We start from the raw sequence: 13,531 nt of genomic DNA on the forward strand, positions 1-13,531 counted from the left end.
TATCCGACTGGCACCCGGTGGATGCGCTATCGTTTATCCACCCTACGACGCCAGCTCTCCGCCGATCCATCCGATTGCGTTCGAAAAACCCGCCGCTGCACGAAGAAGCACCCCACACCCCAAAACGCCACAATTAGACATCAGAACAAATTCACTATTTGTAGATATTTCGTCACAATAAGGCCCGATATCAGCGCCCCAAAATAGGGCGGTCCGTGCCCGCCGACACCCTTTCAGCGCGCACCCACCCCCCAATCGAGCGACCAAGACACCCATTGAGATCGCCCCCCCTCCAAGCGACCCATGTCTCACCCCACCAGCCCCCACGACCACTTCTTCAAAGCGGCCTTCACCCGCCCCGACACCGCCGCGGACCTGCTCCGCCAAGCGCTGCCGGAGGAGGTAGTGGCCACGCTGGACCTCCTCTCGGTGAAACCCACCAAGTCCAGCTTCGTCGACCCACACCTGCGCGACCACTACAGCGACCTGCTCTTCGAGGCGACCGGCACCGACGGAAGCCCGGTCCTGGTTTACCTGCTGGTGGAGCACAAGAGCCACCCCGAACACTGGGTGGTCCTGGAACTGCTGCGCTACGCCCTCGAAGCGTGGCGCCACTGGCGCAAGGGACCGGGCAAGGGCGAAAAATGGCTACCGCCCCTGATTCCGATGGTCCTCTACCACGGCGAGGAGCGATGGAAGGCCCCACGGGAGTTTGCGGAACTGGTGGCGGGACCGGAACTGCTGAACCGCTACCGCCCGCGGTTCCAATTCGAACTGCTCGATCTCTCCACCGTCGCCGACGAGCGGCTACCGGCGGGCGCAGTCTCCCGTGCCGCCTTCCTGGCATTGAAGTACATCCACCGACCGGAGATGCGCGAGCGGGTGCGGGAGATCGTCACCTGCCTACGCGCCATGGATGAAGAACCGGGCGGCTTGGAGTACATTCGTACGCTATTGAATTACCTGATCATCGCGGCCCGCGAACTGGAGACGGAACGGCTGCGGGAGACGGTCAACGAGCGCTTTCGCGAAGAGGACGGATTTATGGCAACCATCGCTGAACAGTGGATTCAGGAAGGCATAGAGAAGGGCATTCAGCAGGGGATGCAACAGGGGATGCAACAGGGGAGACAACAGGGAATTCTCGAGGGGGAGAGCACCCTGATCGAACGGCAGCTGACGCGGCGCTTCGGGCCGCTCCCCGAGTGGGTCGGCCCGCGTCTCGCCAAGGCCACCCCGGAACAGTTGGAACAGTGGGCCGACCGCCTGCTCGACGCCCCCGACCTGGAGGCGGTATTCACCGAAGAGACACACTGACACTCCTTTTTCCCCCGAACGCCGGAGGAACGGAATCGCCGGAGAGGGAAAAAGGAGAAGTGGGAGAAACTTGACGGATTCAGATTCGATGCGCAGATCACCCTGGCTCAGCGCGACGTAAACTCAACCCCCCGGGTAGGGTGGATGAGCGCCAGCGCATCCACCAAAACGGAAGCAGCGGCTACCCGGCGGGAGATCGCCCGATCTTCCCCAAGACACCCCATGAGTACCGCAACCCTCAGCTCCAAATCCCAGTAAGATTCAGAATCGGCCCTTGCGCAGGGTGCGCACATATTGATCGGCGTCGGCACTCTCCGGATGATCCCGCCAAAGACCGAACAGCGCGTCCGCTTCATCCTCCGCAGGACCACGCGCCTCGATGGGAGCAAGACGGGCACGGGGCTTTCCGCGGTAGCTGACAACGACCTCCTCGCCGCGATCCGCTGCATCCAGCCCGATCTCGTGCTCCAACGCCCGCCTGACCAGCTCATTCAACTTTATCCCTCGCCGCTTGGCCGCCACGACCGCCGCCCGGTGCAGCTCCCGCCCCACCCGCACGTTGAAGCTGCCGCGGTAGGGAAGGGCGACGAAAACGGGGAGGCTCGCGCCTCCCCGCTCAAGTCGTGCCGAAATCAGGGGTGCCGCCGCTGATACTCCCGCAGCGCCGTGTCGGTGTCGTTCAACAGCTCGAAGAGCAACTCGCCGGTGGCGTTGGCCAGCCGGCCGTCGATCTGCTCCTGGCCCCAGCCGGTGAAGTTGAGCAGATCGCTCACGGCGATGGCGTGGCGGACCCGTTGCAGGGCGTAGTGGAAGAGATCGTCCCGGTCGATCTCCGCGGGCAGGAACCCTTCGGCGAAGAGCCCGATCGGCTCCCGTTGCGGGGCCGGACGGTCGGGGTCGGGGGGTGTGCTAAACTGCTCGTCACTCATGGGATGTGATCCTCTAGTCGGGTGATCCTGTGGGGGTCGTCCGGTGTTCGCAGCACCGGACGGCCAACTTCGAAGGGCGGTGCAAGGCCGCCGATGCGTCGAATCGATCCTCTCTCCTGGCCGGACTCCTCCTCTTCCCGACGTCGTGGGCCGGGGTTGTTAATGTTGATTACATGTTAGTTTTTATAGCTGTTTAAATCAACATTGAATGGGTCGAAAATATATGAAAATCAGAAGGATGCGGGATTTTCTGACAGATTGCAGGAGAGGCCGTTGGGGTAGCCGGAGGGAGGAACGACTTCGACGGCGGCGGTTACCCTTTCTCCCCGACCTTGGCGCGAACCCACGACTAGACCAACGCTGTGCATGGAGACAAGATTTGACAAGACAAGATGAAAGACCCCATGACCCGTGGACCCGTGGAGCCGTGCAAAATTCAAGACCTGATCCTTCCCCCCCCCCCCGCTTTCCTCTGCGTTTGAAATAGCAGCCCTGCTTTCTCAGTAAACGCTTCAGGTCGAGAGCGACTGATCAGCCTTCGAGCACACGCACCCAGCCCTTATGGCCGTAAGCCAGGATCTTCCGGTCACGAGTGATCAGGGTCAATTCCCGAGCACGCGCGGTTTCCACCAACATCCGGTCGGCGGGATCGCCGTGAAAGCCGTCGGGCAGCGATGCGGAGCGAATGGCCACCTCCGAGTCCAAAGGCACGAGGCGCAGACCCGGCAGCGCCATCGCCTCCCGAAACCACTCCAGAGCGCCCTTGGTCGGAACAAAACGCCCCTTCGACTCCAGCATCCCGACCTCCCAGGCGGTAACCACCGACACGAAAAGCGCGGACACCGACGCCGCCTCCCTGATCGCCTCCTTCGCGCGATCACTGACCGGCTCGCCGAGCAGTGTCCATATCAGAATGTGGGTATCGAGAAGAATCACCCCTTCAGCACCTCCCACTCCTCATCCAACGGCTCGGTCAAATCGACGCCGGGAGGGATGGTCGCGGAACCCTTCAGCGACCCGAAAAGGTCCACACTGCCCTCCTCCGGCAACGGACAGAGGCGAGCTACCGGCTTACCATGCTTGGTCACGACAACGGCCGGAATCTTATGGTCATGCACCTGATCGAGAAGCTTCAGGCAGTTCGCCTTGAACTCGGTAGCACCGACTTCCAAGGGTTCAGCATTGGTCGACATAGGCCTCTCCACGATATGGTCAGTCTAGCATGACCATTATAGTGCACCGATCGGAGAAGGGGGATCTGTATTGATGCGCAAAACGAGAAACCTGGCCCCGCGCGTTCCCCGATGACGCAATAAAGGCCGACGTCATCTACCGTCGCTGCGTTTCACTACCTCGTCATGGACTATGCTAACGGGACACCCATCGTAGTAACGGCCAACGAACACCCGGCTTCGCCGCCGGCAAGGCGCTTCTGACGTAGGGCCCCCCCCTACCGACTCGTGACCTCACACCCGCGGCGGCGGTCCTGGTCTTTTCGCCCAACTCCTTAGATGGGTGTCCCGGTAGACTTCCTGCCCCTTGCGCAGATGCCGATTCACCTCCTTGATGGAGTGGACCAGCAGGGTGATGGAGACGGGATCGGCCAGCGCCCGCAGGTCCCTCTCCAGCCGCGCCCACAGCCGGCTGTTTTCGGTCAACGCGGGCTTGGAAGGGATCACCAGCAGGTCGTAGTCGGATTCGTACCCGGTCTCCGGGTCCTCGGCCCAGCCACCGCGGGCATAGCTGCCGAAGAGGATCACCCAGTCCACCGGCACCGCCTCGCAGATCCATTGGGAGATGCGCCGCAGCTGGCACGCCTTCGACTCCGGCAGGTAGGCGAGATCCGCCTTGTGCCGGAGCCGCCGCCGCGGACTGCGCATTTCCGAAGGGTCGATGGGTACGGTCGGGGAGTCGGTCATGGCGGCAGGGGTCCATCCTGAAACGTCCTCTTCATACCACCTGCCGTGCCTTCGATTTGCACACAAATGATTAGTCGCAATGGCGGCGGTAACCACGGGAATTTCTGCGGTGTTTAGGGTGATGGAAACCTGCGCAACGACTCACATGCAAAATTCAAGACCTGACCCCATCCCGCACGCATGACCCCATCCCGCAGCACAAAGAGTTAAATCCTCAGCAACGCAGCAACCACCCCGTCGTCCCCCCAACGGAAACCTACTGACCGGGTAGCGTTTAACAAAATCGTTCAACAAATTAAACGGATAACGTAGAATCCCGGGCTTGTAGTCGTGCGTGCATCTGAGCGCGACTCGCGTCATCCACCAACACACATCCACAATGCACCAAAAATTCGGAAAAATCTTTGAGGCGCTCACAGGAAGAGACCCCGCTTCGTGCAAAGACCTCCTTGAGGTGGAACGCGTTGCCGAACAGGCACTCCACCACTCCCTGCCAATCCAACCCTACGATGCCAACATCGTCGAGGAAGATGGCAACGTGTTCGAGGTCGCCGACTATATCGCCGACCTGGATCGCGACATCGACCGAAAACTGGCAAAAATGCGGGTGGCGTGCAGACCGTGACGGACTACACGGAAAAGGACGTCTACGCTCTCCTTACTGACCGATTCCAACCCATCTACGCGGATCTGGTCGTTGCACTGGGAAAAAAACCAACCCAGTTGGTCTTCCAGCTGGAAGCTGCGTTCGTCCACCTCGCCACCGCCAACAAACACCCCGACCAAGCCCAGGGCAACATCAACAAGGCCTACGGCCACCTCCAACGCGCCACACTCGACGCCGCAAAAATCCTGTGGCATCTGTACAAAACCCGACTGGAGCACATCGCGGAAGACGAACAGCTCCGGAAATTCTGCATCAACTGTTCTGAAAAGGAGCTGATGCAGCACTACCGTGACGCGGAAGCGCTCGCCCGGGAAGCCCGACGCCTGGAGATCCAATCCGTCGGCATCAACCCCGAAAACTCCCTCGACGCCTACTACAGCGCCGCCCTCAAGCTGAGGGAAACGCTGGAGCTGATCGATCCGGACAAATTCCACTCCTTCCAACGCTTCCGCGTGGTACTCAAGTACCGCGAGCACGGCTTGGCGTTCGTGCTCGGTATCCTGGCCAGCATTGTCGCCAGCCTCCTATACAATCTGCTCGCTGGCTAAGACGCTACTTCACTTCGCTCCCTTTGCCCAACGCCGAAAGGACTCCCCCGGTCACCGCTCCCACGGCAATCCCCACCCAAAAGATCAGATCTTTGTCGTCGCTCGCCATAACCCCTTGGAGAAGCGAGGAGAACACCTCCCCCAACACCGGGATAACGATCGGGCCAATCTGCATAGCCAATCTCATCGGGACGCCCTCTTTGTGCATCGACTTGAACGGAAGAATAGCGCTACGGGAGATCAAAAAAAACAGCCGATAATTTGAATTTAAAACAATAAAAATAAATAAAAAACAAGATGTTATTTTTTTAAAAAAATAAACCAAACAACTCAATTTCCACCCTGTTTAACGTTTAACCATTCAGGTTTAAACACCAAACGCTCGACTTGACCCGACAACACCCGTTATCAATTCACCGAGTAAGCCATGCTACCCGGTCATGGCCGCTGTACGCCCACCGCAATAAAGGGCACTGGAGATGAGGCATGGAGCTCAAGGCAGCCATCAAGCAGTCCGTCAGGCTGTGCAAGAACATCACTCAGAAGTGGGTGGCGGACGAAGCGGGCATCAATGCGGGCCAACTCAGCGCCTGGCTCAACCGGGGCGGCCCGCTGGCTGAGGAGAAGGTTCTCACCATGGTGGAGGCCGTCATCGAGCGAATTGAAAAAGTCAGTGACCGCAACGCCCCCATGGACACCGACTTGAGCGAGGCCTTGGCTGTGCTCAAGGCGTTCGACCCCTACCAGGCGAAGCACCTCCCGTCGAACCCCTTCGAACCCATCCCTCCGCTCAACGCCGCCTACGTGAAGAGGGAGCTGGAGAACCGCATCGAGCGGGAGATCGAGCGCCTTCCTTTCGATCTCACCTTCATCGGCGGTCATCGCATGGGGAAATCGAGCCTGCTCCTCTTCGCCCAGGAGGTCTTGAGAAAAAAGCACCGGATCGCCCGCATCGACGGCAAGGCATACGACCCGAACGTCCCACTCCTCCCGTGGCTGGAAGAGACCATCACCCGGCAACTCGATAGCCCGGCGCGCGCCAATCCCAACGGCTGGGCCACCTTTCCGGAGTGGCTGCGCAAGACGCTGCGAGTGGACGAGCGCCCCGCCACCCTGCTGCTGGACCACCTGGACCACCTCCCTCCGGAGCCCTTCGCACAGTTGGCGACCGCGTTCCACAACCTGATCAACCAACGCCGCGACGACCCCTCCCTGGACCGGATCAACCTGATCTGCGCCTGGGACGAATCGAGCCGAACCTTTCTCGCAAAGCCCAACCACGCCAGCGAATTCGGCCGCGCCTTGAGGAATCTGCCACTCGCCGGGTTTAGCCGGGAAAACGTCCACTACCTACTCACCCATGTTCTTGGTGGCGACGACCTCGCCGCGACGGCGTGGGAGCTCTTCGGCGGACACCCGTTCCTCACCCACTGGTGGGCCGCGCTCCAGCGCTCTCCATCAGGACGCACCCCTAGCCAAGCGCTGCTGGAGCTGGAGCGCGACTTTGCCGCCCAACTGGTCACACCCCTACGGGAGAAGGCATTCGCCGACCTGCTCCCGCTCATCCGGCGCGCCCTCAACGGCACGGAAACGGAAGGACTGATCGAGTTCGAGGTCCCCTTCGCCAGCCAGCAGACCCACCTCTGGCTACGCGACACCGGTTTGTTCGTCCCCATCAACGGAGACCTGAGCCAGGCCATGCGCTGCATCACCCATTGGATTCAGCGTCAGCTTCAACTCACCCTGGGCAGAGACGAGCAATGACTCCGTCATCCCCGCTCCCGTTTCACTGCGGCGGTGCAGTCGACCCCGCTCGTAAGGTTTACGTGGCGCGGGAGACCGACCGTCGATTGTTGGAACTGCTGCGGCGCGGCAATCACTGCAACCTCCACGCCGGGCGGCAAGCGGGCAAGACCAGCCTGATGATGCGCGCCCGCGACCTGCTCCGCGGTGAGGGGCACTGGTGCCTGGAAGCCGAGTTCAGTGTCCTTTTCAACGAGGGCAGCATGGAGGAAGGCCTCCTCCGCTTGGCGCGGCACCTGTGCGCCCAAGCCAAGAGAAACACCGACGGATCGCTGAAATTCAGCGGTATTCGTCGTGCCAGGGACGACAGCGCGGGGCGAATGCTCGCCCGCCTGTTGGAGAGGCTGGCCGACGCCGTACCCGAAGGGGGGCGGCTCTACCTGATGTGGGACGAGCTGGACATCCTGATGCGCTTCCCGCCCAACGAGAGCGCCGCCTTCTTCCTCGCCCTGCGCGAATTTCTCCAGCGCCCCGACCGCCACAACAGCCGGCTGGTGCTGCTGCTGGTCTCCGTCCTCACCCCCAACGAGATCGTCACCACCTGGGAAACCGGCGGGATCTCCATCGGCTTTTTTCGCGACCTGCCACTCCCCTTTTTCACCGATTCTCCTGAGGTGCGTAACCAACTCGTCGCCCAGGGCTTCCCGGATCGCAATCCCGGCGTCATGGACGGTGTGGTCAGCGAGGTGCTGCAACTAACCGGCGGTCAACCCTTCCTCACCGCCCTCGCTTGCCAGGAGCTGCAATTCTCCACCGATCCGAAGGATGCGCTTCAACAACTCCAGCAAGACCTCCTGCGCGCCCCGCGCAGCATCGCCCAGAACCACCTCTTCGGCGTACGCAAACAGTTGATGGACATGGGTGACCGTCTTTTCGGCATCCTCCAGCTCTTTCGACGGGTAGTCCGTGGCGAGCGGATCACCCGCGGCCAGGGTGGATGGGACGCCGCGTCCCTGGAGAACATCGGCCTGTTGCGACTCGGCGACGACGACCGCTACCGGATCGCCAACCCCATCTACCAAGCGCGCTTCGACGACGCCTGGGTCCAGGAGCTGATGAAGGATCGGGAGACCCACAGCCTGCCCAAGCAGTTCCACACCGGGCAGCGGCTCTTCTCCCGGCGGATCGCCCTTATCTTCTGCGGCGGCACCGCCGGCATGATCACCCGCGACGGCCACTCCACCTTCCAGGGGGCGCGGGAGATCCTGCTCGACTTCGCCCGCCAGGAGCTGGACCGCATCGCCGAGGTGGAGAGCCACCCGCTCTACGAGCTGGACGGCATCAACATGATGCCGGAGCAGTGGCGCGGGGTGGCCGACTTCATCCACGAATGGTGGGACCACTACGACGGCTTCGTCGTCGCCCACGGCACCGACACCCTCGCCTACACCGCCAGCGCGGTGGCCTTCATGCTCGGTCGGGTCGGCAAGCCGGTGGTCTTCACCGGCGCCCAGACCACCATCGACGTCCCCCACGGCGACACCCGCCACAACCTGATCCGAGCCTGCTACGCCGCCGCCCACCCCCAGGCGGTGCCCGAGACCCAGGTCTGCTTCAACGACCTGGTGCTGCGGGCGGTGCGCACCGAGAAGGCCGACGACCGGCTGTTCCACGGCTTCCACAGCCCCGGATGGCCACCGCTGGCTCGGGTCACCGAGAACTTCCTCCCCGACTACCGCGTCTGGCTGGAGGGAGGTGCCCCCTTGCGGCTCGACTACCGCCCCCACATCGCCCCCGACATCCTGCTGATCACCCTCGCCCCGGGACTTCGCCCCGCCCCCTTCCAGTCGCTCCTGGAACACGCTGCAACGGCGGGCCACCCCTACCACGGCCTGATCATCACCACCCCCGGCCTCGGCAACATCCCCAGCGAGGAGCCCTACAACTTCCGCCCGCTGATCCAGGACGCGGTAGCCGCCGATATTCCGGTGCTCATCTCCAGCCAAGTCCCCATCAACCCCTACACCCAGGAGCAATACGAAATGGCCAGCGTCCCCGCCCGCTACGGGGCGATCCCCGCCGGCAACCTGACGGTGGCCGCGGCGCTCACCAAGTTCGCCTGGGTGATCGGCAACGTCGACCGGGAGGAAGAACCGGGCAACCGACTGGAGCGGATCAAGGCGCGGATGCGCCACAACTTCATCGGCGAGGAAGGCGAATACGCCGGCCAAGCCTATTAGGCAACCAACCCCCATCGACAGGAGAGATCGTCATGTCCGATAGAAAGACCATAGAACTTACGCCTCTGGAGAAGGACGACCGTACCGACGAGATCCAAAAGCTGTTTCCCGCCGCCCTGCGTCAGGAAAGCGGCTACGCCAAGCTGGACGAGACCAAACGCACAGCCGTTGAGGCGGTGATGGAGCGCCTCGCCGCCATGCGCTTCGACAGTCTGGATGGATTCAAGTCGGTCGCCCGCTCCCTGCTCCAGCCGGTAGCCCCGGAACTGGGCAACTACATTGACATCGCCGCCGACAACGCCAAAGACGCCCTGCCGGAGACCGCCGGGGTACTGGTGATATACACAGGAGGCACCATCGGCAGCGCACCCAAGGACCCCGATGATCCGGAGAGCCCCCAGGTGGTCCGCCCGTGGAAGGAACTAAAACGGGCCGCCCCCCAGCTCGGCACCCTGGGTTATCCGGTAGACGCGGTGAGTTTCGTCGAGCCCCTCGACTCCTGCAACGTCGGCCCCGAGCACTGGCGCGCCATGGCCCAGGTGATCCAGGAGCACTACGACCGGTACGCCGGCTTCGTCGTCCTCCACGGCACCGACTCCATGGTCTACACCGCCTCTGCGCTCGCCTTCATGCTCCAGGAACTCGCCAAACCGGTGGTGATCACCGGCTCCCAGATCGCCGGCGTCGTCAACGCCCGCAACGATGCCCACCAGAATATGGTGACCGCCATCATGCTGGCCAACTCCACGGCCCATAATCTGCCTCCCATCCCCGAGGTGATCATCGCCTTCGGCAACCGCATCCTGCGCGGCTGCCGGGCGAAGAAGATGAACGTCACCAGCTACCAGGGCTTCGATACCCCCAACTACGCCCATCTCGGCGTCTGCGGCGACCACGTGGCCATCGAGCGCAAGCACATCCGCCGCCCCTCGGTGCTCCCGCTTCAGGTCTACGACCGCATGGACACTAACGTCATCACCGTGGAGGTATTCCCCGGGATGCAGAACTCCCAGGTGCTCGCCAACGTGCTGCGCGATGAGAATCTCAAGGGAGTGGTAGTCAAGGCCTACGGTGCCGGCAACATCCCCACCCAACCGGCGTTCCTCAACCTCTTCAAGGAGTTCATCGACAAGGGCGGCGTGGTGGTAGTGACCACCAGCGTTCCCACCGGACAGGTGGTGATGGGGCTCTACGAGACCAGCCAAGTGCTGCTCGACCGGGGGTTGATCGGCGGCTTCGACATCACCTCCGAAGCGGCGCTGTGCAAGCTGATGATGCTGCTCGGCAACTACCCCGACGACCCGGCCACGGTTCGCCGCTTGATGCAGCAATCCCTGGTCGGCGAACAGAGCCTCACCCTGGAGAGTTCGCTCTTCGAGGCCGCGGGAGCGGTGTCCGCCGGGTCCACCACCAAGCTGAAGGATGTCCCCCTCGCCAGTTGCGACGACCCGGAACGGATCGACAGCGTGATGCTCCGCTTCGTCAACGCCCGCCTCGACCCGGGAGCCGGCGAAAAGGCCACTCTCCGACTCAAGCTCAATGGTCACCAGGAGGTGGGCACCTTCAACCGGGAGCGGGTCCCTCAAGGGGCATTGGTGGCAGACGATAGCGTGGGCGAGAGCTTGGCCATCGACCTAACCCGTTACAAGGAGTCTTTCCTCAGCAAGGCCGCCGGCTCCTCCAGCCGCCTCGGCGGTCACCAGATGGTGGGCTTCGAGATCGGCCTGGAGGGAGAGGGCGCACAATTCAGCTGGGATTCCGCCGAACTCAACATCTACGTCCAGGACTGAGGAGACCCGCCGTGGCACCCACTCCCGGTCGGGAAGGCGAGGCGATGCCAAGCCGGGTGGAGGCCACCCTGGCCTTCTTCCGTGAGAGCGGCCTCTGGCACGTCCTCTCCCGCAACAGCCCCGCCACCAGCTGCCGCGACGCCGCCGCCCGCCGGCGGCGGCTCGGCAGCGAGGGGATCCCGCTGCATGACGAACTGAAGTCCCTCTGCGTGGTCTGCTACGGCCCGTCTGGGGAGCGCAGCTACGCCATGATCCACAGCCGCGCCAACGCCCGCATCGACCTGGAAGCGGCGGGCCGCCATCTGGGGACCACCCGCCCCCTGGCCCGCCTCTCCGCGGAAGAGCTGGCATCCGCCTTCGGTGCCCAGTACGGCACGGTCAACCCCTTCTCGGAACCGGAACGTTTTACCCATCTCTTCGACCAAAGCCTGCTCACCGTCTATACCGCCCCTCACACCATGATGACCAATGCAGGGGACCTCACCTGGGCGGTGGAGTTCGAACCGGAAGCGGTGATCGATGCGCTACAAAAAACAGCGCCCCGCGTGGAGGTGGCGCGTATCGCCATCCATCACGAGGACGACCACCACCTGCCGGTCTTCGGCATCATCACCGGCAACGGTCCCGAGAGCGGCATGACTCTCTGGCGCCACCTCAACGAGCGGATCTACGCAGGCCTGGAAGAGAGCGTCCACCTCAACGGCGACCTCTCCTACCCCAAGGTGATGATCCACTCCCTACCGGAGATGGGACTCTCCATGGAATTGGCGGAGCGGGAGGAGCCGGTGTGGGCGGTGATTAAGCAGGCGGTGGAACAGCTCCTAGGTGCAGGCGCCACCCACCTGGCCCTCGCCTGCAACACCACCCCTTACTTCGCGGCTCGTATCCGCGCCCTCTGCACACCACGGGGCGCCCGATTCATCTCCATTGCCGAGGTGGCGGAAGAGAAGATCCGCCGGGAAAAGATCGAGGATGTGACCCTGATCGGCATCCCGGTGGTAGCCGAGATGGGTCGCTACAGCGCCTACCGCAACCTCGCCGATCTCAACATCCGCCAAGCCGACCCGCGGGTACTCCAGGACCTCCAGGAACTGGGCTACATGGTGAAGCGGATGAATGTCACCGGCCAGGACAACAAGGCCCTCAACAAGCTCCAGCACATCCTGCGCGCGGGGGTGGAGACCAAGCGGGTACTGATCGCCCTGACCGAGATCTCGGTGCTGCTGGAGCGCTTCCCGCGCCTGAAGGGCAAGGTCGGAGACAAGGAGGTGATCGATCCCCTGCGCCTCTACGGCGAGGCCCTGGCGAAGATCTATCTCAACGCCCTGCCGGACGAAGAGGGATTCGATGACGACCGTTGGGAGTGATGGATTGACGCGATTCGGACAAGCTGACGTCGAAAAATGCCCAACCATCAATGGATACGTGAGCCGTGCAGGCATGGCCCCCAGGTCGCAAACCGGGCGGTAGTGATAGTGCTCGGGGCAGCGAGGAGATCGGGTTGGAGTTGGTTTACCCGGCATCCGGTTCCGGCCACTCCTGGCCGTCTCCCGACTATACTTTCTTACCACGTAAGAAGGAGGGAGTGAAATGCAGACCGTAACCGTCTCCGACAAGGGTCAGGTGGTCATCCCGGCCGAGATGCGGCGCCGGCTGGGGATTACGCCGGGCTGCCAGCTCTACTTCACCCTGGAGGGCGACGTGATCCGGGTGACCTTGAAGCGGGGGATCCCCACCACCACGGTGGAGGAGGGCTACGGCATGCTCAAATGCACCGATCCGGGCGAACGGCGGCTGGACGATTTCGACGTCGCGGAGGCGATGCGTGAAGCCGGCCAATGATCGGCCTCGATACCAACATCCTCGCCCGCTTCTACGTCGATGACCCCAACGATCGCGAGGCGGCCAAACAGCGCCCAATCGCCCGGCGCATCCTTGCGGAGTCGCGTGACCTGTTCGTGCCTCTCACCGTGATTTTGGAGCTGGAGTGGGTTCTGCGCGCCTTCTACCGTTTCTCGCCCAAAGAGTTCATCCGGGTGGTGCAGCACTTGATGGGACTTCCCAACGTCAACGTCGAGGCATGGCCGCGAATCGCCGATGCGTTGGAACTCCATGCCCGCGGACTCGACTTCGCCGACGCCCTCCACCTCTGTTCCGCAGAGGGTTGTGAAACGTTCCTGACCTTCGACGACCGTCGGTTCGCGCGCCGCGCCAACGGGTTGGGGCAAGGAATCAGCGTAGACGTTCCGAAGGCTTGAGGGGAGGTATTTGTCGAAAGTCAGCACGGCCAACCGTTCTCGACGGCCAACTCTTTCGGCAGCGGGAAGACCTTCTCCTCCCGCTCGCCGCGACTCTCCACCGCGGCCTCGACACCCCAC

Annotated in this window: 15 protein-coding genes; 9 read left to right on the forward strand and 6 right to left on the reverse strand. The window is 62.6% G+C overall.

The window, feature by feature from the left end; all coding sequences use genetic code 11:
- Nucleotides 1–303 precede the first annotated feature (303 nt).
- A complete protein-coding gene (locus ACYQ2W_RS16060; protein WP_459869252.1) occupies nt 304–1,317 on the forward strand; it encodes an Rpn family recombination-promoting nuclease/putative transposase in 1,014 nt (337 codons plus the stop codon).
- Nucleotides 1,318–1,578: 261 nt separating this feature from the next.
- Here ACYQ2W_RS16060 and ACYQ2W_RS16065 read toward each other — a convergent pair whose 3' ends face one another.
- The 5 genes from ACYQ2W_RS16065 to ACYQ2W_RS16085 all read right to left on the reverse strand — a co-directional run bounded on the left by ACYQ2W_RS16065 (nt 1,579) and on the right by ACYQ2W_RS16085 (nt 4,165).
- A complete protein-coding gene (locus ACYQ2W_RS16065; RefSeq protein ID WP_459869277.1) occupies nt 1,579–2,064 on the reverse strand; it encodes a toxin-antitoxin system HicB family antitoxin in 486 nt (161 codons plus the stop codon).
- On the reverse strand, nt 1,950–2,246 hold the full coding sequence (locus ACYQ2W_RS16070; protein ID WP_459869254.1) for a hypothetical protein: 297 nt from the start codon (nt 2,244–2,246) through the stop codon (nt 1,950–1,952). Before ACYQ2W_RS16070 ends, ACYQ2W_RS16065 begins: the two co-directional genes overlap by 115 nt.
- A 531-nt stretch (nt 2,247–2,777) precedes the next feature.
- Nucleotides 2,778–3,182, reverse strand: coding sequence for a type II toxin-antitoxin system VapC family toxin (locus ACYQ2W_RS16075; RefSeq protein ID WP_459869256.1), 405 nt, complete (start codon nt 3,180–3,182; stop codon nt 2,778–2,780).
- Nucleotides 3,179–3,439: a type II toxin-antitoxin system Phd/YefM family antitoxin gene (locus tag ACYQ2W_RS16080; protein WP_459869258.1), complete on the reverse strand. Its 261-nt coding sequence runs from the start codon at nt 3,437–3,439 to the stop codon at nt 3,179–3,181. The genes ACYQ2W_RS16075 and ACYQ2W_RS16080 overlap by 4 nt, the downstream gene beginning before the upstream one ends.
- A gap of 273 nt (nt 3,440–3,712) precedes the next feature.
- A complete protein-coding gene (locus ACYQ2W_RS16085) occupies nt 3,713–4,165 on the reverse strand; it encodes a nucleotidyltransferase domain-containing protein (RefSeq protein WP_459869260.1) in 453 nt (150 codons plus the stop codon).
- Between the two features lie 454 nt (nt 4,166–4,619).
- Here ACYQ2W_RS16085 and ACYQ2W_RS16090 point away from each other — a divergent pair, with 454 nt between their 5' ends.
- Entirely contained in the window at nt 4,620–4,790 is a 171-nt protein-coding gene (locus ACYQ2W_RS16090) for a hypothetical protein (RefSeq protein ID WP_459869262.1), read from the forward strand.
- Complete coding sequence (locus ACYQ2W_RS16095) at nt 4,787–5,380, forward strand: hypothetical protein (protein WP_459869264.1); 594 nt, start codon at nt 4,787–4,789, stop codon at nt 5,378–5,380. Before ACYQ2W_RS16090 ends, ACYQ2W_RS16095 begins: the two co-directional genes overlap by 4 nt.
- Nucleotides 5,381–5,384: 4 nt before the next feature.
- Here the strand turns inward: ACYQ2W_RS16095 and ACYQ2W_RS16100 are convergent, their stop codons facing one another.
- Nucleotides 5,385–5,705 (reverse strand): hypothetical protein, encoded by a 321-nt coding sequence (locus ACYQ2W_RS16100; RefSeq protein ID WP_459869266.1) that lies wholly within the window; start codon nt 5,703–5,705, stop codon nt 5,385–5,387.
- 161 nt (nt 5,706–5,866) lie between these two features.
- On the opposite strand from ACYQ2W_RS16100, the gene ACYQ2W_RS16105 reads away from it, so the two are divergent.
- The 6 genes from ACYQ2W_RS16105 (at nt 5,867) to ACYQ2W_RS16130 (ending at nt 13,411) form a co-directional block, all read left to right on the forward strand.
- Complete coding sequence (locus tag ACYQ2W_RS16105) at nt 5,867–7,144, forward strand: ATP-binding protein (protein WP_459869267.1); 1,278 nt, start codon at nt 5,867–5,869, stop codon at nt 7,142–7,144.
- The gene (locus ACYQ2W_RS16110) at nt 7,141–9,363 is read left to right on the forward strand and encodes an asparaginase (protein WP_459869268.1); all 2,223 of its coding nucleotides are present in this window, start codon (nt 7,141–7,143) and stop codon (nt 9,361–9,363) included. The genes ACYQ2W_RS16105 and ACYQ2W_RS16110 overlap by 4 nt, the downstream gene beginning before the upstream one ends.
- Before the next feature lie 32 nt (nt 9,364–9,395).
- A complete protein-coding gene (locus tag ACYQ2W_RS16115) occupies nt 9,396–11,153 on the forward strand; it encodes an asparaginase (RefSeq protein WP_459869269.1) in 1,758 nt (585 codons plus the stop codon).
- An 11-nt stretch (nt 11,154–11,164) separates the two neighbouring features.
- Complete coding sequence (locus ACYQ2W_RS16120) at nt 11,165–12,520, forward strand: YbaK/EbsC family protein (protein WP_459869271.1); 1,356 nt, start codon at nt 11,165–11,167, stop codon at nt 12,518–12,520.
- Nucleotides 12,521–12,743: 223 nt separating this feature from the next.
- Nucleotides 12,744–12,995 (forward strand): AbrB/MazE/SpoVT family DNA-binding domain-containing protein, encoded by a 252-nt coding sequence (locus ACYQ2W_RS16125; protein ID WP_459869273.1) that lies wholly within the window; start codon nt 12,744–12,746, stop codon nt 12,993–12,995.
- Nucleotides 12,992–13,411: a type II toxin-antitoxin system VapC family toxin gene (locus tag ACYQ2W_RS16130; RefSeq protein WP_459869275.1), complete on the forward strand. Its 420-nt coding sequence runs from the start codon at nt 12,992–12,994 to the stop codon at nt 13,409–13,411. Before ACYQ2W_RS16125 ends, ACYQ2W_RS16130 begins: the two co-directional genes overlap by 4 nt.
- Nucleotides 13,412–13,531: the final 120 nt, after the last annotated feature.

Source organism: Endothiovibrio diazotrophicus (genome assembly GCF_054657215.1).